Source organism: Virgisporangium ochraceum (assembly GCF_016863655.1).
GTDB lineage: Bacteria > Actinomycetota > Actinomycetes > Mycobacteriales > Micromonosporaceae > Virgisporangium > Virgisporangium ochraceum.
In genome coordinates this window covers 31,455-50,392 of sequence record NZ_BOPH01000120.1, presented here as the reverse complement: position 1 = coordinate 50,392, position 18,938 = coordinate 31,455, and the positions used below count along the sequence as shown (strand labels likewise).

Annotated in this window: 22 protein-coding genes; 9 read left to right on the top strand and 13 right to left on the bottom strand. The window is 72.9% G+C overall.

Annotated elements, in window-relative coordinates:
- Positions 1-13 precede the first annotated feature (13 nt).
- The 9 genes from Voc01_RS42740 to Voc01_RS42700 all read right to left on the bottom strand — a co-directional run bounded on the left by Voc01_RS42740 (position 14) and on the right by Voc01_RS42700 (position 9,195).
- Positions 14-1,669: an FAD-binding dehydrogenase gene (locus Voc01_RS42740; protein WP_203933453.1), complete on the bottom strand. Its 1,656-nt coding sequence runs from the start codon at positions 1,667-1,669 to the stop codon at positions 14-16.
- A 10-nt stretch (positions 1,670-1,679) separates the two neighbouring features.
- Positions 1,680-2,000, bottom strand: coding sequence for a DUF4387 domain-containing protein (locus Voc01_RS42735; protein WP_239160901.1), 321 nt, complete (start codon positions 1,998-2,000; stop codon positions 1,680-1,682).
- A complete protein-coding gene (locus tag Voc01_RS42730) occupies positions 1,997-3,364 on the bottom strand; it encodes an acyclic terpene utilization AtuA family protein (RefSeq protein ID WP_203933452.1) in 1,368 nt (455 codons plus the stop codon). The genes Voc01_RS42735 and Voc01_RS42730 overlap by 4 nt, the downstream gene beginning before the upstream one ends.
- 1 nt (position 3,365) lies before the next feature.
- Positions 3,366-4,334: a phosphoglycerate dehydrogenase gene (locus Voc01_RS42725; RefSeq protein WP_203933451.1), complete on the bottom strand. Its 969-nt coding sequence runs from the start codon at positions 4,332-4,334 to the stop codon at positions 3,366-3,368.
- Complete coding sequence (locus Voc01_RS42720; protein ID WP_203933450.1) at positions 4,331-5,608, bottom strand: MFS transporter; 1,278 nt, start codon at positions 5,606-5,608, stop codon at positions 4,331-4,333. Before Voc01_RS42720 ends, Voc01_RS42725 begins: the two co-directional genes overlap by 4 nt.
- A 95-nt stretch (positions 5,609-5,703) precedes the next feature.
- A complete protein-coding gene (locus Voc01_RS42715; protein WP_203933449.1) occupies positions 5,704-6,423 on the bottom strand; it encodes a GntR family transcriptional regulator in 720 nt (239 codons plus the stop codon).
- A 47-nt stretch (positions 6,424-6,470) separates the two neighbouring features.
- Positions 6,471-6,800, bottom strand: coding sequence for a hypothetical protein (locus Voc01_RS42710; RefSeq protein WP_203933448.1), 330 nt, complete (start codon positions 6,798-6,800; stop codon positions 6,471-6,473).
- 179 nt (positions 6,801-6,979) lie between these two features.
- Positions 6,980-8,581: an acyl-CoA dehydrogenase family protein gene (locus tag Voc01_RS42705; protein ID WP_203933447.1), complete on the bottom strand. Its 1,602-nt coding sequence runs from the start codon at positions 8,579-8,581 to the stop codon at positions 6,980-6,982.
- Positions 8,578-9,195, bottom strand: coding sequence for a TetR/AcrR family transcriptional regulator (locus Voc01_RS42700; RefSeq protein ID WP_203933446.1), 618 nt, complete (start codon positions 9,193-9,195; stop codon positions 8,578-8,580). Before Voc01_RS42700 ends, Voc01_RS42705 begins: the two co-directional genes overlap by 4 nt.
- A 57-nt stretch (positions 9,196-9,252) precedes the next feature.
- Between Voc01_RS42700 and Voc01_RS42695 the strand changes: the two genes are divergently transcribed.
- Positions 9,253-9,990 carry a nucleotidyltransferase domain-containing protein gene (locus tag Voc01_RS42695; protein WP_203933445.1) on the top strand — a complete coding sequence of 246 codons (738 nt, stop codon included), beginning with the start codon at positions 9,253-9,255 and terminating at the stop codon, positions 9,988-9,990.
- Positions 9,991-10,061: 71 nt separating this feature from the next.
- A complete protein-coding gene (locus tag Voc01_RS42690) occupies positions 10,062-10,694 on the top strand; it encodes a pyridoxamine 5'-phosphate oxidase family protein (protein WP_203933444.1) in 633 nt (210 codons plus the stop codon).
- A 5-nt stretch (positions 10,695-10,699) separates the two neighbouring features.
- Here Voc01_RS42690 and Voc01_RS42685 read toward each other — a convergent pair whose 3' ends face one another.
- Positions 10,700-11,431, bottom strand: a complete 732-nt coding sequence (locus tag Voc01_RS42685) for a hypothetical protein (RefSeq protein ID WP_203933443.1) — start codon at positions 11,429-11,431, stop codon at positions 10,700-10,702.
- Between the two features lie 94 nt (positions 11,432-11,525).
- Between Voc01_RS42685 and Voc01_RS42680 the strand changes: the two genes are divergently transcribed.
- From Voc01_RS42680 to Voc01_RS42665, 4 genes are all read left to right on the top strand, one after another.
- Positions 11,526-12,311: a nucleotidyltransferase domain-containing protein gene (locus Voc01_RS42680; protein WP_203933442.1), complete on the top strand. Its 786-nt coding sequence runs from the start codon at positions 11,526-11,528 to the stop codon at positions 12,309-12,311.
- 416 nt (positions 12,312-12,727) lie between these two features.
- The gene (locus Voc01_RS42675) at positions 12,728-13,201 is read left to right on the top strand and encodes a DinB family protein (protein ID WP_203933441.1); all 474 of its coding nucleotides are present in this window, start codon (positions 12,728-12,730) and stop codon (positions 13,199-13,201) included.
- Between the two features lie 30 nt (positions 13,202-13,231).
- Positions 13,232-13,606: an ankyrin repeat domain-containing protein gene (locus tag Voc01_RS42670; RefSeq protein WP_203933440.1), complete on the top strand. Its 375-nt coding sequence runs from the start codon at positions 13,232-13,234 to the stop codon at positions 13,604-13,606.
- A 24-nt stretch (positions 13,607-13,630) separates the two neighbouring features.
- Positions 13,631-14,239: a GrpB family protein gene (locus Voc01_RS42665; protein WP_203933439.1), complete on the top strand. Its 609-nt coding sequence runs from the start codon at positions 13,631-13,633 to the stop codon at positions 14,237-14,239.
- Here Voc01_RS42665 and Voc01_RS42660 read toward each other — a convergent pair.
- Positions 14,232-15,197, bottom strand: a complete 966-nt coding sequence (locus tag Voc01_RS42660; protein WP_203933438.1) for an EamA family transporter — start codon at positions 15,195-15,197, stop codon at positions 14,232-14,234. The genes Voc01_RS42665 and Voc01_RS42660 overlap by 8 nt on opposite strands.
- Positions 15,198-15,271: 74 nt before the next feature.
- On the opposite strand from Voc01_RS42660, the gene Voc01_RS42655 reads away from it, so the two are divergent.
- The 3 genes from Voc01_RS42655 (at position 15,272) to Voc01_RS42645 (ending at position 17,618) form a co-directional block, all read left to right on the top strand.
- Positions 15,272-15,802, top strand: a complete 531-nt coding sequence (locus Voc01_RS42655) for a CGNR zinc finger domain-containing protein (protein WP_203933437.1) — start codon at positions 15,272-15,274, stop codon at positions 15,800-15,802.
- Between the two features lie 91 nt (positions 15,803-15,893).
- Complete coding sequence (locus Voc01_RS42650; RefSeq protein ID WP_203933436.1) at positions 15,894-17,282, top strand: alpha,alpha-trehalose-phosphate synthase (UDP-forming); 1,389 nt, start codon at positions 15,894-15,896, stop codon at positions 17,280-17,282.
- Positions 17,283-17,423: 141 nt separating this feature from the next.
- Positions 17,424-17,618 (top strand): hypothetical protein, encoded by a 195-nt coding sequence (locus Voc01_RS42645; RefSeq protein ID WP_203933435.1) that lies wholly within the window; start codon positions 17,424-17,426, stop codon positions 17,616-17,618.
- Positions 17,619-17,752: 134 nt separating this feature from the next.
- Here the strand turns inward: Voc01_RS42645 and Voc01_RS42640 are convergent, their stop codons facing one another.
- Both Voc01_RS42640 and Voc01_RS42635 read right to left on the bottom strand, forming a co-directional pair.
- Positions 17,753-18,376 carry an amidase domain-containing protein gene (locus Voc01_RS42640; RefSeq protein ID WP_203933434.1) on the bottom strand — a complete coding sequence of 208 codons (624 nt, stop codon included), beginning with the start codon at positions 18,374-18,376 and terminating at the stop codon, positions 17,753-17,755.
- A 120-nt stretch (positions 18,377-18,496) separates the two neighbouring features.
- Positions 18,497-18,934 carry a MarR family winged helix-turn-helix transcriptional regulator gene (locus Voc01_RS42635; protein WP_203933433.1) on the bottom strand — a complete coding sequence of 146 codons (438 nt, stop codon included), beginning with the start codon at positions 18,932-18,934 and terminating at the stop codon, positions 18,497-18,499.
- Positions 18,935-18,938: the final 4 nt, after the last annotated feature.

Sequence of the window (18,938 nt, the reverse complement as noted above, 5' to 3'; positions counted from 1 at the left end):
CGACGCCAACCCGTCAGGTGACCTGCTTCGCCGCGGCCCGGCCGGCGGTGCGCCCGGAGAAGAGGCAGCCGCCGAGGAAGGTGCCCTCCAGCGCGTTGTAGCCCATCATGCCGCCGCCGCCGAAGCCGCTGACCTCGCCGGCCGCGTACAGGCCGGTGAACGGGTGGCCGTCGGACCGCAGGCAGCGGCCGTCGAGGTCGGTGGCCAGGCCGCCCAACGTCTTGCGGGACAGGATGTTCAGCCGCACCGCGATGAGCGGGCCGGCCTTCGGGTCGAGGAGGCGGTGCGGGGTGGCGACCCGGCTCAGCTTGTCGCCGCGGTAGCGGCGCGCGGAGTGGATCGCCATCACCTGGAGGTCCTTGCTGAACGGGTGGCCGAGCTCGCGGTCGCGCGCCTCGATGAGCGACCGGAGGTCGGCCTCGTCGATCGGCGGGGCGTCGGCGTCGGCGATCCCGTTCATGCCGCGGACGAGCTCGGTGAGCGTGTCGGCGACCACGAAGTCCTCGCCGTGGCGCTTGAACGCCTCCACCGGCCCGGGCGCACCCGGCCGCACCCGTTGCAACACCTGGCGGATGTCGCGGCCGGTCAGGTCGGGGTTCTGTTCGGACCCCGAGAGCGCGAACTCCTTCTCGATGATCTTCTGGGTGAGCACGAACCACGAGTAGTCGTACCCCGTGGTGCGCAGGTGCTTCAGGGTGCCGAGCGTGTCGAAGCCGGGGAAGTTGGGCGGCGGCAGCCGCCGGCCGGTGGCGTCGAGCCACAGCGACGACGGGCCGGGCAGGATCCGGATGCCGTGGTTCTCCCAGATCGGGTTCCAGTTGCGCAGGCCCTCGACGTAGTGCCACATGCGGTCGGCGTTGATGAGGCTCGCGCCGGCGTCGCGGGTGATCGTGAGCATGCGTCCGTCGACGTGGGCCGGCACCCCGGCGACCATCGTGCGCGGCGGAGTGCCGAGCCGGTCGGGCCAGGCCTTGCGGACGAGGTCGTGGTCGCCGCCGATGCCGCCGCTGGTGACCACCACCGCCTGGGCCCGCACCACGAAGTCGCCCACCTCGACCCGCGAACTGGGCCGGCCCCGCTCGACGTCCGCCGGCTCCAGAACCCGTCCGTGGACCCCCACCGCCTGCCCGCCCTCGACGACGAGCCCGTCGACGCGGTGCCGGAACGCCAGCGTGATCCGCCCGGAGTCGACGTGTGCCCGGACCCGCTTCTCGAACGGCTCGACCACGCCCGGCCCGGTGCCCCACGTGATGTGGAACCGGGGCACCGAGTTGCCGTGGCCCGACGCGCGCCCGTCACCGCGCTCCGCCCAGCCGACGACCGGGAACACGCGGTGGCCCATCGCCCGCAGCCACGCCCGCTTCTCGCCCGCGGCGAAGTCGACGTACGCCTCGGCCCACCGGCGCGGCCAGTGGTCCTCCTCGCGGTCGAACTGGGCGCTGCCGAGCCAGTCCTGCCACGCGAGGTCGCGCGAGTCGCGCACGCCCATGCGGCGCTGCTCGGGGCTGTCGACGAAGAACAGGCCGCCCAGGCTCCAGAACGCCTGGCCGCCCAGCGACTGCTCGCCCTCCTGGTCGACCAGGACGACGCGCCGGCCGGCGTCGGCCGCCTCGGCCGCGGCCACGAGCCCGGCGAGCCCCGCGACGACGACGATGTCAGTCTCGTTCATCCGCGTGAGGTTACTCGCTGGTAGGTACGGGGAGGAGGGCCAGGGGAACGTGATGCTGGCCGGCGTGGATGTCGCGGTCGCGCAGCGACCCCTGCGGCACCGGCCGGGGGAAGGAGATCTTCACGACGTTGAGCGCCGGTATCCGGAAAATCCGGACCGTGTCGGCGTCGATGCCGTACAGCGACGCGACGACCCGCTCGTCGACGAACGCCTCGTCGGCCACGATCCGGTAGCCGGCCGCGTCACGCATGAACAGCTCCATGGTGACCCAGAACGGACCGGCGTTCTTCGACCGGACCTCCAGCGCGAGGTCGGCGATGGTGGGACTCACAGCGGCATCCCTTCGAGCTCGGTGCGGAACATGGCGGTGGGCGTCACGCTGTCGACGACGTGGTGGAGCACGAACTCGTACGCCCGCCCGCGCTCGACCTCCGGCGGCGACGAGGCGAACGCGAAGCTCGGCAGGTACCGCATGTCGGGGGTCGGCAGGTGCAGCATCAGCGGGTTGGCCGTCTTGGCGATCGCGGTCGCGGTGGCCTGGTCGGGAGCGTTGACGAGCAGCATCACGCCGACCTCGCGCGGCGGTGTGTCACCGGGTTCCAGGTCGCCGAGGACCGCGTCGTAGCCGTAGAGGCGCAGGTCGAACGCGTACTCGTCATCGCCGAGGCCCAAGGTCTGCGTGACCCGCTTGACCAGCATCGTGCGGAAGAACCCGGCCCACGAGTCGAGCCGGCCGAGGATGTGCGGGTCGCGGATCGCGGTGAACGACATCGTCTCGAAGCCGGTCGGCCGGGCACCCTCCAGCTTGACCGTGTGCTGCTCCGCGAGGTGGAACCGGGACCCCTCCACGCGCACCCGCCGGTCGTCGAGCGCGGTGTAGGCCGCCTCGCGGACGTCGAGGGTGCCGGCCGGTTCCCGCATCTCGAACGGGTCGGCGGTCTCGTAGAGCATGTGCGCGGCGACGGAGGTCGGCGTGCACGCGGTGTCGGGGTCGAGGGGCTCGATCGTGAACCCCGTGTCGTCGACGGTGACGAACACCCCGCCGGCCCGCGGAGCGGTGGTGCACTGGTCGCCGCACTCGGCCACCTTTGCGGCGTGCCAGGTGGGCCCGGCGGGCAGGCCCCGCATCAGCGGCACCGCCGCGGCGAGCGCGGTGTCGGTGGCGCGCCCGGCGAGCACCACCCGGGCACCGGCCGCCAGCGCCTCGACGATCGGCTCGTGGCCCATCATCCCGACGATGTGGGTGCAGTCCTCCACGGTCTCCGCCCGCAGGTCGCCCAGCGGCGGCAGCGGGTGCACCCGCCCGGCGTTGAGGTGCTCCTTGATGTCGGCGACGCTCTGCCCGCTGTAGATCCGGGCCATCGGCAGCGACAGCCCGTCGTCGGCCATGAGCTGACGCGCGATGCCGGCGACCCAGTCGACGCCGGCGTCGGTGCCGCTGGTGCCGCACGACCCGACGATCAGCGGGATGTCGGCGCGGGCCGCCGCGCGGAGCAGGATCCGCAGGTCGCGGGCCACGGCCGCGGCACTCAGCTTCGGCTGCGCGGCACCCAGGTAGTAGGGGCCCGAGTCGGTGGACCCGCCGTCGACGGCGATGACGTCGGCGCCGAGCGCCAGCCCCCGTTCGACCTGGCTCTCCGGGAACCCGGCGCCGATCGCCCCGCACGGGACGAGGATCCGCACTGCTTCGGTCATGTCATGCCTTTCCGGATGCTCTTACACGGTTGACGGCGTGGCGCGGCCGTCCGGCGAGCGAGTCGAGCACCTCCGCGGCCCCGCGCAGGCCCGACGCCCGCCGGGCCTCGGCCGTCTGTCCCGCGAGGTGTGGGTACACGACGATGCCGTCGACGGACCGCAGCGGGCTGTCGGGCGGCAGCGGTTCGGCGTCGACGACGTCGAGTGCCGCGCCGGCGATCGTGCCGGAGCGGACGGCGTCGGCCAGCGCGCGCTCGTCGACGACCGGGCCGCGCGCGGTGTTGACGACGACCGCGGTCGGCTTCATGCGGGCGAACGCGGCGGCGTCGAGGAGCCCACGGGTCCGGTCGGTGAGAGCGGTGTGGACCGAGATGTAGTCGGCGACCCGGAGCAGGTCGTCGAGCGGCACGAAGCGCACCCCCTCGCCGTCGCGTTCCGCGGCGGGCACGGACGTCGTGCACACCACGGACATCCCGAACGCCCGGGCCAGCGGGACGACGGCCCGCGCCGTGGCGCCGTACCCGATCAGCCCCAGCGTGGACCCGCGCAGCTCACGCCCGTCGCATCGGGGCCACCGACCGGCCGCGACCCCGCCCGCGGCCTCGACCAGCCGCCGCGCCGACGCGAGCAGCAGACCGAGCGTGTACTCCGCGACCGCCGTGGCGTTGACCCCGGGCAGGTTGCTGACCGTGACACCGTGCCGCGCGGCGGCGGCCACGTCGACGGAGTCGTAGCCCACCCCGGCGCGGACGACGACGCGCAGCGACGGCGCGCGGCCCAGGACGTCGGCGGTCAGCCGTTCGTGGCCGACCAGCGCCGCCTCGACGCCGTGCAGCGCCGCGACGATGTCGTCGGGCCCGCTGCGGGCGGAGAGCGGCCGGTGCACCGTCTCGCACCCGGCCGCGCGCAGCACCCGGTCGGTCTCGTCGCCGGGGCGCAGGTAGTCGGTCGTGACGAGGACGCGGGTCATGCCGGCTCCGCCCGTTCGGCGTCGGCGCGCCGCTTGCCGATGCCCGCCCGGGCCAGCGCGACCCCCGCGGCGACCGTGACGACCGCGATGTCGACGAGCAGCAACGCCCAGCCGGTGACGTCGACCATGCCGCCGACGAGCGCCGGACCGAGGAAGCCGCCACCCGCCCACGCCACCGCGTACAGGCCGGTGTAGGTGCCGAGCACCCGCGCCGACGGCGCGAGGTTCCACAGCACCACCACCGCGTTGATCATGAACCCGGTGGCACCGACCGCGGCGACGGCGAGCGCCACCACGGTGCCGGTCGGCGTGCGCACGACGGCGCCGAACAGCAGCGCGACCCCGAACAGCACCGTGCCGGCCAGCATCACGTGTATCCGGCCGAACCGCTCGGCCAGCAGCGCGGCCGGGTACGCCGCGAGGAGGAATGCGAGCCCGCCCGGCAGCGTCATCCCGCCGGCGTCGCCGCGGGACATGCCGAGGGTCTCCATGCCGTACGGGGTCATGAGCGACCGGGACGCCGCCCACGCGCAGCCGAACAGCACGATCGAGACGAGCAGCCACAGCCGCGCCCGCTCCGGGTCACGGACGATGAAGGCGACGCTGTCGCGCACCCGCGGCCGGTGACGCGCCGGGCCGGCGTCCTCCGCGTCCTCCCGCAGCGCCTGCTGGTACGCCGGCGACCAGCTGTCACGGAGCATCGCCGCCAGCACCGCCACCGCGACCAGCATCAGCACGGGCGGGATCATGAACGCCAGCGAGGGGTGCTCGTCGACGACGAGGATGCTGATGAGCGCGGCGACGATCACCGTCACCGCCGACGCGATTTTGATGATGGCGCTGGCCCGGCTGCGCCGCTGCGGCGGGACGAAGTCGGGCATCAGCGACTCGACCAGCGGCTTGTAGGCGTTGGCGACCAGCGCGTAGCCGAACATCACCGCCACCAGCAGCGGCAGCGACACCGACGCGTACGGCACGAGCAGGAACAACAGCGCCGCGATCGGCATGCCGACCACGATGTACGGGATCCTCCTGCCCCAGGCCGTGCGCGTGTTGTCGGACCGGTTGCCGATCCACGGCTGCACGAAGACGCTGAGCAGGTTGTCCATCCCCATGAGCAGCCCGACGAGCGCCGCGCTCGTGACGTGCTCGCGCACGAGCGGTGGCACCTGGGCGTCGTAGAAGTTCCAGGTGGATTCCTGGGCGAACACCGCGAGCGCGACCAGGAACGTCACGCGCCGCGTACCGACCTGCCGTGGGGCGACCGTCACCATGGTGCGACCTCGCTTCACCCCGCCGAGGCGGTGGCGGGGTGCGGACAGCGTAGGTTTGCTATAGCAAAATCGTCAACGGGTTTCTTCTGGCTTTGCTATCTCGTAGCCGGGCGCAGCGCGGCGACCTCGTCGTCTCCGCGCAGGGCGTCGAGACCGCGCTGGGCGTCCTCCAGCTCGATGCGCTCGGCCTCGGCCGAGTCGCCCGCGCGCAGGGCACGCACCAGCGCGCGATGGTAGGCGTACCGGTCGAGCCCGAACGTCGGGTCCTCGGCGACCCGCCGCAGCTGCAGCTCCCGGCGCTGCACCCGGCTGAAGACGCGGCTCTGTTCGAGCATGCGCGCCAGGACCGGGTTGTGGGCGCAGGCGCTGACCGTGTCGTTGAAGCGCTGCATCGAGTCGAACAGCCCGTGCAGGTGCCGCTCGACGGGCTGGTTGCGCGAGTGCCGCTGCTTGATGAGGATCAGCTGGTCGTCGGTGTCGTCGAGGATCGCGTCGAGGGCGTCGAGCTGCTCCGGGGTCGCGTGCCGGGCCGCGAACCGCGCGATCAGCCCGCGCAGCCCCACCTCCACCTCCGACAGCTCGTCGACGGCGGACTCGTGGAAGGCGGCGACCTTGAGCGTGCGCGGCCCGATGCGCTCGATGAGCCCGTCGAGTTCGAGCCGCCGCAGCGCCTCCCGCACCGGCGTGGGGCTGATCGACAGGCGCTCGGCGACACCCCGCTCGGTGAGCTTCGTACCCGGTGCGAGCTCGCCGGCCGCGATGTCGTTCCGCAGCTGCTGGTACGCCCGGTCGGCCAGCGTCTCCGGAGTCGTCACGCCCGCATCCTATCCGGAGGGTGACGCCGCCGACCGGGCCCGGAACGTCAGTCGCAGTGGTAGGTCAACGTGTAGCGCCAGACGCCGTCGTCGTAGGTCACCCGCACCCGGACCACGTCGTAGGAGTGGCCGGGACAGTGCGCCGCCGCCTCGGCCTCCGCCTCGCGGCGGGCGCGGTCGAGGTCGCGGTCACTCCCGATGGCGTCGTACCGCGGAGGCGTGTACTCGAGGGGGTTGCAGTCGATGTCGAACGGGTCGCACGGCTGGATGTCGGCGTAGGCCGCCGTCGGCGCCGAGACGACCGTGAGGGCCGCCACCGCGGCGAGGCCGGCACCGGCGAGCGTCCGGGACCACCGGCGCTTCGAACTGGGTCTCATGTCGTTCACTTCCTGGTCGGTCGATGTGCTGACGGGACCACGGTGACGACCGCGCGTTGACTGAACCTTGAAGCGACCTTGAATCGGGTTGTGGGTGAGGAAGACGACCTCGGCGGCGAGCTGTGCCTCCGCGGCCGGCCCGATGCCGGCGTCGAGCCGGTCGAGCAGGTCGCGGTCCATCATGCGCGGGCCGCGATGGCCGCGAGGTCCAGTCCCGGATCCAGCGTGCCGTACTCCAGGCCGCGGTCCGGTCCGAGCCGACCGGCGACGAACGCGTCGGCGACCGCGGTCGGCGCCTCCCGGATGAGCACCGCGCCCTGCAACGCCAGTGCCAGCGCCTCCACCACGCGGCGCGCGGTGGAATCCGTGGCACCGGCGAGAAGCTTCCGGGTGACCGCGACGTGCGCGTCGAACGCCGCGTGCGCACCGAGCGCCGACGCGAGCTCGCGCTCGACCGCCTCGACCGACTCGGGCTCCCGCGCCATCGCGCGCAGCACGTCGAGCGCGATGACGTTGCCCGACCCCTCCCAGATCGCCATCAGCGGCTGCTCCCGGTAGCGCCGCGCGAGCGGGAAGCCTTCCGTGTAGCCGTTTCCGCCGAGGCACTCCAGCGCCTCGTACGCGTGGTTCGGTCCGCGCTTGCAGATCCAGTACTTCGCGACCGCGGTCGCCAGGCGCCGGAACGCCACCGACTCGCGGTCGTCGTTCCCGTACGCGGCCGCGAGGCGCATCGCGGTCCACGTGGCGGCTTCGGCCTCGAGCTGAAGGTCGGCGACGACCGCGGTCATCGCCGGCTGGTCGACGAGGACCTTTCCGAACGCGCTGCGGTGACGCACGTGCCACGCCGCCTCGGCGACCGACTGCCGCATGCCCGCGGTGCTGCCGAGGACGCAGTCGAGCCGGGTCTGTGTGACCATCTCGATGATGGTGCGCACCCCGCGCCCCTCCTCGCCGACCAGCCAGCCGGTGGTGCCGTCGAGCTCGATCTCCGACGAGGCGTTCGACCGGTTGCCCAGCTTGTCCTTCAGCCGCTGGATCCGGAAGACGTTGCGGTCGCCGCCGGGCAGTATCCGCGGCACCACGAAGCACGACAACCCGTTCGCGGTCTGCGCCAGCACCAGGAACGCGTCGGACTGCGGCGCCGAGCAGAACCACTTGTGACCGGTGAGCCGCCACGTCCCGTCGCCGGCGTCGACGGCGCGGGTGGTGTTCGCCCGCACGTCGGAGCCGCCCTGCTTCTCGGTCATCGCCATCCCGAAGACGGCCGAGTCCTTCAGCGCGGGGTCCCGCAGTGCCGGGTCGTACGACCGCGAGTAGACCTTCGGCAGCCAGAAGTCGGCCAGCTCCGGCGTGAACCGCAGCGACGGCACCACCGCGTGCGTCATGCTCACCGGGCAGGCATGCCCCGGCTCGACCTGGGCGAAGAGCATGAACGTCGCGGCCCGCGCGACGTGCGCGCCCGCGCGCGGCTCGGCCCAGCAGCTCGTGTGCGCGCCGTGCGCGACCGCCGCGCCCATCACCCGGTGGTAGGCGGGGTGGAAGTCGACCGCGTCGACCCGGTGCCCCCAGCGGTCGTGGCCGGAGAACACGGGCGGGTTCGTGTTCGCCAGCTCCGCGTCCCGTTGGAAGTCCTCCCGACCGACGAGCGCGCCGACCTCGTGGAGCCGGGCGGTGGCCCACTGCGCGTCGTACCGCTCGACGGCCTCGGTCAGCGCCACGTTCGTCGCGTACTCGTCGATCCCGGTGCGCGGCGGCGCCTGGTTGAGAACCTCGTGGGTCATGGTGTCTCCTCGCGGGCGCCGAGGGCGCGGAAGCAGAAGCGGCGGATGCCGTCGGGGAAGTCGGGTGCGGGATCGGCGCCGTCGGGCCGCAGCCACCCGACGAGCGCCTCGGACACGGCGCCCATCACCGCCGACGAGGCGAGCCGCGCGTCCTGCGGCACGAACTCGCCGGCGGCCACGCCCTCAGCGATGATCTGTTCGCCGAGGTCGGTCCACGACCGGCGGTACGTCAGGCGTTCGGCCTCCACCACCGGGCTCACCGGCTCGAACAGCAGCGCCCACGCCATCCGCCGGCCCTGCAGCGCCCGCTCGCTGAACGTGGCGATCAGGGCGCCGAGGCGGTCGGTGGCCGGGCTTCCGGCGGCGGTCACGGCCGCGCGCACCACGTCGATCTCGTGACCCGCTGCGCTGCGGAACACCTCCGCCAGCAGGCCGTCGCGGCTGTCGAAGTACGAGTAGACCGAGCCGACGCTGATCTCGCACCGCGCGGCGACCGCGGCGACGGTGGCCGCCCGGAACCCGCCGGCGGCGACCAGCGACCGGGCGGCACGGAGCAGCCCCTCACGCTTGGTTTCGGCGTTTCGCCGGGTGAGGTCGGTCGGGCGGTAGGGCATCGGTCCTCAAGATATGAATCCGGATTCAGATCAACGTGGCCAGAGTAACCTGGCGCGGTGTTCACCGTCGAGTCCCGTGATGCCGTCCGCCAGCAGTTGCTCGACCGGGCCGCCGCCGACCCCGCCGTCGTGGGGGCCGCGGTCACCGGGTCACACGTCGTCGGCGCGGGCGACCGCTGGTCCGACATCGACCTGGCGCTCGCGGTCGACGGTCCCCTCGACGCCACGATCCGCGCCTGGACCGACGCGATCTACCGCGACCACGACGCTGTCCACCACTGGGACCTGCCGTCCGGGTCGGCCGTGTACCGGGTGTTCCTGCTGAGCACCGGCCTGGAGGTCGACCTCGCGTTCACCCCCACCGCCGACTTCGGGCCGCGCGGACCGCGCTGGCAGACGGTGTTCGGCACCGAGGGCCGGCCGGCGCCGTTCCCGGCGACCGACCCCGGCCACGTGACCGGGCTCGCCTGGCACCACGCACTGCACGCGTGGACGTCGATCCAGCGGGGCCGCCGGTGGCAGGCGGAGCAGTGGATCGCGGCGGTCCGCGGGCACGTGCTGACCCTCGCGAGCCTGCGGCTCGGCCACCCGGCGAGCAACGCGCGCGGTGCCCACCTGCTGCCCGACGACGTGACGGCGCCGTTGGAGGCGACGCTGGTCCGGTCGCTCGACGGCGCCGACCTGCACCGCGCACTCACCGCGGCCGTCGATGCGCTGGTGGCCGAGGTCGCGCGCGCCGACCCGGCCCTCGCCGACCGCCTCCGGCCGGTGCTCGCGGCGGTCCAAATGTCCTGACGTGCGGGAAAGGGGTCGCGGACGGGCCGCCGCATCCTCTAGGCATGAGGTGCCGACGAAGGGAGACAGCGATGGATGTCGCACACGGGGTGGCGATCGACTCGGCCGACGACCTGCGGGCACTGCTGGGCGACGTGATGCCCCGCGCCGCCGCCAAGGAACGGGTGGTGCTGCACCAGCGTGACCGTGAATGGCTGGCCGCGTCGCCGTTCTGCATCATCTCGACCTCCGCGGCCGACGGCACCTGCGACGCCTCGCCCAAGGGCGACCCGCCCGGCTTCACCCTCGTGCTCGACGACTCCACGATCGCGATCCCGGAGCGCCCCGGCAACCGCCGCGCCGACGGGTACCTCAACATCCTGAGCAACCCGCACGTCGGTCTGCTCTACCTGATCCCCGGACGCACCGAGACGCTGCGCATCAACGGCCGGGCGCGGCTGCTGCGCGACGCACCCTACTTCGACCGCATGGTGGTCAAGGGACACCGCCCGATCCTCTCCATCGAGGTCGACATCGAGCAGATCTTCTTCCACTGCGCCAAGGCGTTCCTGCGCTCGAACCTGTGGAAGCCGGAGACCTGGAACCCCGACGTGCTGCCCAGCCACGCCAAGCTGATCAAAGAGGTCCAGTCGACACCGGAGACGCTGGAGCAGCTGGAGGAGTACTACGGCGAGTCCTACCTGAAGCGGCTCTACAACCAGTAGGCCCGCTACTGCCGGTAGCACCTCGTGTTCGCGTTGATTCCCGGGGTGACGCGCAGCAGCTTGTCACCGTTGAGCGGGCCACCCATGGCGTAGAGGGCACCGAACTCCTGCTTGACGTGCAGCACCGGCGATCCTTCGATCCGCAGGTAGTACCAGTTGCCGTCGTACGAGCAGTGGTTGAACCGCGCGCCGGCCTCCAGGTCGGCGACCGGCGAGGTCGGCGAGAGCCGGGTGTTGATCGGGTTCTCGTGGTCGCGGACGAAGCTGACCACGCGGCCGTTGGCGTTGGCGAGGAACACCCACTCGTGCACCGGCCAGTCGCGGTAGGGCACCCAGCACGGCAGGAACAGCTGGTTCCAGCGGTCGACGGCGGGATTGCCGTTGGCGGAGACGTAGCCGGTGTCGGGGTTCACCCGCCAGTTGACGTTCACCCCGCCGCCGGCGATCGTCGTCCAGCCGTCGAGGCACTGCAGGTTCCCGACGGTCTTGAGCCGGGCGGCCGACGCCGCCTGCTGGCTCTTCCGGACCCGTTCCGCGTCCTCCGCCCGGACGAACGTGACGCCCTCGATGGGGCTGCCGTCCCGGAGCACCGGGTTGCCGGCGGCGTCGTACGTCCCCAGCGGCGACCCGGACCGGGCCGCTGTCCCGGTCCCCTCTGATGCGACCGCGGCGGTGGGCGCCGCGGCCACGACGACCGCGACGGCGACCAGCATCGCCCGGATGCGAAGAACGCTCAACGTCGGACCCCTTTCTCCGTCGGGGGTTCATCGTCGCGGAGGTGGCCGCGGCCGCGACAGGAAGAACACCGGCAACTTCGCGTAGGTTGGGCCGGTGCTGGAGCAGGAACGGCTGATAGCCCGGGTGCGCGATCTCTGCGCGGCCGACGACCGGCTCGACGCGGCCCTCATGTACGGCTCGTTCGCCGCCGGCACCGCTGACGCGCACAGCGACCTCGAGTTCTGGCTGTTCTTCACCCGCGGCGACGCCGACCCGCGCGCGTGGTGCGGTGAGGTCGCGCCGCTGCTGCACCTGGTGCGCAACGAGTCCGGCGCCCACGTGGCCGTGTTTCCCGGCCTGGTCCGCGGCGAGTTCCACTTCGCCACGACCGACGACATCGCCGGCGTCGGCACGTGGCCGGCGCGCGGCGCGCCCGTCGAGCGCATGCTCGTCGTCGACAGGCTCGGCCGGCTGCGGCCGGTGCTGGAGTCGCTACCCGAGCACCCGGCGCCGCCGTCGGCGGAGGACGTGTGCGGCCGGTTCGCCAACTGGCTCCTGCTGGCACACCACGTCGCCGCCCGCGGCGAGCACCTGCGCGCCTGGGACGCGCTGGGCCACGTCCACCGGCACCTGCTGTGGATGGCGCGCCTGGCCCACGGCAGCACCACGCACTGGCTGACCCCCTCCCGCCACGCGGAGGTTGACCTGCCGGCCGGCTTTCCGGCCGACCTCCGCCTGACGACGGCGTCGGCCGAGCCGGCGGAGGTCCGGCGGGCGCTCCGGGAGGCCTGGCGCCTCGGCCGCACCTACTGGACCGACCTCACCGACCGGCACGGAACCGCAGTGCCCGACGCCCTGTTCGCCGACCTCGACCGGGCCCTACCCCCTGACCCCACCTGACCCGGCCCGCCCGGCCCGCCCGCCCGGCCCGTCCGCCCGGCCCGTCCGCCCGGCCCGTCCGCCCGTCCGCCCGTCCGCCCGTCCGCCCGGCCCGTCCGCCCGTCCGCCCGTCCGCCCGGCCCATCCGCCCCGCCCGGTCTGGCAGGCCCGGCCGCCACGCCCACTCACGCGCCGATCTTGCAGTTGTGGCCGCCCTTATTTCGCGCTATGTCCGGCTTATCAGGGGCCACCACTGCAAGATCGGCGGCGTGGGCCGGCGGCGTGGGCCGGTGTGGTGGGCCGGTGTGGTGGGCCGGCGGCGGGGTGAGTGGGCGGGAGGGTCGGGAGGGCGAGCGGTTTGCTGGAATCGCAAGGTTTCTGTGGCCGGCAGTGTGTGCGTGCGAGCCTGGGGCGATTCGGTGATCGAGGGGGACGGGATGAAGCTCCGCACGCAGCTCGACGCGCTGCTCGACGAGTACCGCCAGCGGCTGCACGACAGCCTCGACGGGCTCACCGAGGAGGAGGCGCGGGCCCGCCTCGTCCCCTCGAAGACGACCCTGCTCGGGCTCCTCAAGCACGTGACCTACGTCGAGGGCGTGTGGTTCGACGAGGCGGTCACCGGCCGGTCGTACAAGGAGATCGGCATCGCGTCGACGCCCACGCGGTCGTTCACTCTCACGCGCACCGACACGATCGCGTCGGTGCGGGCGGACCACCGGGCCCGGTGCGAGGTCTCCCGCGCGAACACGGCCGGCCTGGACCTCGACGACGTCGTGCGGGGGCGGGGCGGGCGGTACGTGTGGCAGCTCTACCTGCAGATGCTGCGGGAACTGGCCCACCACATGGGCCACGCCGACATCCTCCGCGAACAGCTCCTCGCGGCGCGAAAGGGCAAGAGCCAGAGCGTTTGAGACCGGCGGCGGAGGGAAGGCAGGTGCGCCGTGACCCTGACCGACGACGAACTGGCCTACCTGCACTCGGTGCTCGACCTCGCCCGGCAGGGCCGCACCGACGACCTGCTCGCCGCGATCGACGCCGGCGTGCCGGTGAACCTCACCGGCGGGTCCGGCGACTCGCTGCTGATCCTCGCCGCCTACCACGACCATCCGGGCACGGTCGCGGCACTGCTGGCCGCCGGCGCCGACCCGGACCGGGTCAACGACCGCGGCCAGACCGCGCTCGGCGCCGCGGTGTTCCGCCGGTCGCGGGACAGCGTCGACGCGTTGCTGGCGGCCGGCGCCGACCCGCACGCGGGGGAGCGCAGCGCGGCGCAGGTCGCGACATTCTTCGGACTCACGGAGTACCTCGACCGGTAAGGCCGGACCGGTAAGCTCGTCCGAATGCCCACAGCTGAAGAGATCACCCGGCACGACGACGGTGTGCCACCCGACGGCCTGTCCCCCTGGGTGGGCGACTACCGCCCGCGCACCGGCATCGAGGTGGTCGACCCCGATCCCGCATGGCCCGAGCGGTTCGCCGAGCTGAGAGCCCGCGTCGAGTCGGCGCTCGGAGACCGGGCGCTCGCCGTCGAGCACGTCGGGTCGACGTCGGTGCCGGGACTGCCGGCCAAGCCGATCATCGACATCGATCTGATCGTCGCCGATCCCGCCGACGAGCCCTCGTACGTGACGGCGTTGGAGGAGACCGGTTTCCGGCTGGTCGTCCGGGAACCGTGGTGGCAGGAGCACCGGTGCTTCACGCACGACGACCCGAAATGCAACCTCCACGTGTTCCCGCCCGACGCCGCGGAACCGGTACGCCACCGCATCTTCCGCGACTGGCTGCTCGGCCACCCCGACGACCTCGCGCTCTACCGCGACGCCAAGCGCTCGGCCGCGGCGGCCTCGAACGCGTCGGGCGAGCACGTCATGGAGTACAACGCCCGCAAGCAGGCGGTCATCCGCGAGATCTACGACCGGGCGTTCCGCGCGGCCGGCCTGCTCACCTGAGCGCCGGCTCGGCGTCGCGTGCGGTCGGGGTTTCCACAGTGGACGGACGGCGCAGCGCGTCCAACCGCACGAAGACGATCCCGGCGACGATGAGCGCGCCGCCGACGGCCTGGACCACCGACGGCAGCTCGCCCAGGGCCACCCAGGCGAACAGCACCGCGAACATCACCTCGGTGAGCCCGACGAACGACGCCATCGCCGCGCCGAGCATGCGGGCCGCGCCGATGCCGACGACGTAGGCGACGACCGCCGCCACGAACGACAGCCCGACCACCGGCACGAGCCAGCTCGTGCGCGTGCCGGCGAACTCGACGGTGCCGAACGTGGCGCGCATCGGCATGGCGCCGACGGCACCGAGGGCGAACAGCAGGGCGGCGCCGATCGCCATGCCGCCAGCGGCCAGCGTCACCGACGGCACCTCGGGGTCGATGCGGGCGGAGAGGACGAAGTACGTCGCCAGCCCGACGGCGGCGCCGAGGCCCCACAGCACGCCGACGGGGTCGATGCGGCCGGCGCCGGTGAGGTCGAGCACCAGCACGAGGCCGAGCAGCGCGGTCACGGCGCCGATGATGGTGAGCCGGCGCGGACGCTGCCCGTGCGCGACCCACATCCACAGCACCACGAGCACGATGCCGGAGTACTCGATCAGCAGCGCCACCCCGACCGGCAGGTACCGGACGGCGTTGAAGAACGCCACCTGCGCACCGGCCACCGCGAGCAGTCCGAAGAGGCTGACGGTACCGGCGTTGCGGCGCATGACGTCCCACCGCCCCCGCACGGCGATCAGCGCCGGCACCATCAGGACCAGCGCGGCGATCCCGATGCGCGCGGCCACAGCGGCGTCGGCCGACCAGCCGGCGTCGATGAGCGAGCGGGCGAAGATGCCGGAGGTGCCGAACGTGGCGGCGGACAGCAGCGCCAGACCCAGGCCGGTCGCGGCGGTACGTTCGGTACGCATGTGACACCTCCGTTGTAATATGCAAAGGACGCTTATGCTCATGACACTAGCCGAGGCGGGTGACAGGAGTCAACATGGTCTTTGCTCATGACACCGAGTGCGCGCTGGCCTCTGCCGCCGAACTGGTCAACACGGACCTGCCCGACCCCGCCGCCCTCGCCGACTTCATCACCACGTGGCGGTTCACCGGCCGGCACGAGGGCAGCGAGGCCGAGCTGCGCGGGGTGCGGGCACTGCGCTCGCGGCTACGCCCCCTCTGGGGGCTCGACGAGGCCGGGGTCGTCGAGCTCGTGAACACCCTGCTGCGCGAGGGGAGGGCGCTGCCCCAGCTGGTCCGTCACGACGAGTGGCCCTACCACCTGCACGCGACGCCGTCCGAGGCGCCGCTCGCCGACCGCATCGCCGTCGAGGTGGCGATGGCGATGGTCGATGTCGTGCGCGAGGGCGAGCTCCGGCGGCTGCGGGTCTGCGAGTTCCCCGACTGCGGGAACGTGCTGATCGACCTGTCGAAGAACCGGTCGAGGCGTTTCTGCGACGCTGGGTGCGGCAACCGCGCGGCCGTGAACGCGTACCGGGCCCGGCGGGCCGCGCGTAGCGACGCGTAGCCGCCGCGCCGCCCGTAACGGAGCGACGCGTAGCCGCCGCGCCGCGCGGTGCGGGATGTGGCGGGTCCGGTTGCCGGCGCGCGATCTGGGTATGAGGCGTCGCGTGAGCGGCGGGTACAAGTTCGTTGTCGTGGCCAACCGGCTGGCCGTGGACGCGGCCGAGGACGGGGGATGGAAGCGCAGCCCGGGCGGGCTGGTCACCGCGGTCCATCCGATCGTGCGACGGCTGGGTGGTGCGTGGGTCGGGTGGACCGGTGGGCCCGGTGAGGCGCCGGAGCCGTTCGAGTTCGACGGGATGCGGCTGCATCCGGTCGGGCTCAGCGAGGACGAGGTGGACCGGTACTACGAGGGGCAGTCGAACGCCACCGTCTGGCCGCTGTTCCACGACGCGGTCGAGCAGCCCGTGCACCACCGCGAGTGGCGCGAGGCCTACGAGACCGTCAACCGCCGGTTCGCCGACGCGACCGCCGCGGTGGCGGCCGAGGGCGCGACGGTGTGGGTCCACGACTATCAGTTGATGCTCGTGCCGGGGATGCTGCGCGAGCAGCGCCCCGACCTGCGCATCGGGTTCTTCCTGCACATCCCGTTCCCGCCGGTGGAGCTGTTCATGCAGCTGCCCCGCCGCGCCGACATCCTGCGCGGGCTGCTCGGCGCCGACCTGGTCGGCTTCCAGCGCCCGCTGGCCGCGCAGAACTTCCTGCAGCTGAGCCGCATCCTGCTCGGGCTGGAGCCGAAGGAGGAGAGCGTCGAGTTCGGGGGCCGCACGGTCGTCGCGCGGGCGTTCCCCATCTCGATCGACGTCGACGAGATCGAGCGGGAGGCCGCCGACCCCGAGGTGCAGGCGCAGGCCCGGCACCTGCGGCAGGAGCTGGGTGACCGGCGGCTGCTGCTCGGCGTCGACCGGCTCGACTACACCAAGGGCATCGAGCAGCGGCTCAAGGCCTACCGCGAGCTGCTGGCCGAGGGCACGGTGTCCAACGACGACGTGGTGCTGGTGCAGGTCGCGACGCCGAGCCGGATGCGGGTGCAGCAGTACCAGGACCTGCGCGAGCGGGTCGAGCGCGAGGTCGGCCGGATCAACGGCGAGTTCGGCGAGGTGGGCCGCGCGCCGGTGCACTATCTGTTCCAGTCCCGCAGCCGCGCGGAGCTGGTCGCGATGTACCTGGCGGCGGACGTCATGGTGGTCACCCCGCTGCGGGACGGCATGAACCTGGTCGCCAAGGAGTACGTGGCCGCCCGCGTCGACGACGACGGCACGATGGTGCTCAGCGAGTTCACCGGCGCCGCCGCCGAACTCGACGCGTCGTTCCTGGTCAACCCGCACGACGTCGAGGACCTCAAGCGCGGCCTCTGCGCGGCGCTCGCGGCCACGCCGGAGGACCGGTCGACGCGCATGCGCGCGATGCGCGCCACCGTGAAGGACCACACCGTCGACCGCTGGGCCCGCGAGTTCCTCGACGCCCTGGGCGGCGCGTCCTGAGGGGCGGCCGCTGACGACCGGATGGTCGGGTTCTGGGTCGCGTCCGGGTCACGCCGAGCGGCCGGCGAAACCCTGACCCCGAAAGGTGCCCCAGAGGCGGCGTTTGCGGGGTGCGGCCGAGCGTGGCCGCTGCGCGCGCATGTGGTCGCGCACCCGGGTCATGATGTCGTCGAGCCGGCCGATGTCGTCGTCGTTCAGGCGGTCGAACAGCAGCCGGGGGGCGTCAGGTCCACGCCCGGTGCCAACCGCCGCTTCGACGGCGACGTGCTGTCGGTGCCCGGGGTGACGCACGTGCTGGTCCACTTCGGCATCGACGACCTCGGCTGCCCGGCATGACCGGCGAGCCTCCCCGCGACCGGCCCGACCTCATCCGTCCCGACCTCGACGCCGGCGACGGCATGCACCTCGACGACAGGTGCCGAGGCGATGGCCGGTGCGCTCGACATGGACAGCGTGGGGCTGCCGGCCGCTCAGGGGTCCACATAGGACGGAAGCGGGACGACCGGGTGCAGGGTCATCGCGGGGAAGCGCAGGGCGGCCCTCTTGATCCAGGTGCTCATCGGCATGGTGCGCCGGCTCGGAGACCGTGCGGAGACCGTCGGCTCGGTGAAGTCGAGGAGGGTGTCGCGGCCGACGACGAGGAGGGCATCGTCGACGACGCCGTCGGACTGGCGGTCGACGAACACGAGGTCCCCGGCGGCGAGGGGCCAGACGGTGGCCCAGTCGTCGGCCGCGGTGGCCGGCGCCGCGGCGACCGCGCGGTCGGTGTGGTCGACCGCGAACCGGAGCAGCCGGTCGGCCCGCGACCAGGTCGCGCTCGGACCGTGCGGCCCGGCCAGGTCGGGCGTCCAGGCCAGCGGAGCGTCCGGATCCCTCCCGCCGCGCCGGTTCCAGCCGCCGGCCTCCAGCGCCCGCGACACGAACGGGGTGCCGTCGTCGGTTCCCGCCCGGAGCAACGCGTACCGGGCGGCGGCCCGTCCGTCGTAGGTGTGCGTGACGGCGCCGACGGCCGGGTCCGCGGCGGACACGACGGTGCCCAGCAGACCGCTCGCGAGACCGAGCACAGTGGACAGTAGTGTTCTGAACAGTTTCACGCGTCTCCCCCCGCCGACGCAGCGTAGCGGTCGCACCGGGGATGTCCCGGAACTTCGCCCGCGCCTGTCGGTGGGCGCGTCACCCGGACGGTCTACCGGCCGCGCTCCGCGTGAACCGGCTCAGCGGTAGGGGTCGGTGATCTCCCGCAGCGAGACGAGGGCGTCGGTCATCGCGCGCATGCGGTCGGCGCCGAGGTGGTCGGTCCACTCCGCCAGAATCTCGTCGACGACCTTCCGGGAGGTCTCGACGGCGCGTGCGCCGTGCGCCGCGACGCGCACGAGCCGGGCGCGCGCGTCGGTGGGATCCGGGACCCGCTCGACGTAGCCGGCCTTCTCCAGCGCCTCGATGAGGAAGCCGGCCGACTGCTTGGTGATCTGCGCCTGCTCGGCCAGGTCGGTCTGCCGGGACCCGTGCGGCGCGATGCGCATGAACAGGCGTGCCTGTGCCAGCGTGATGTCGTACCCGAGCCCGGCCAGCGCCTCCAGGACGCGCTGCTCCATGGACCGGTACGCGATGAACAGCAGCACCCCCACGTTCGGGTGCACGTCCTCGGACAAGGGC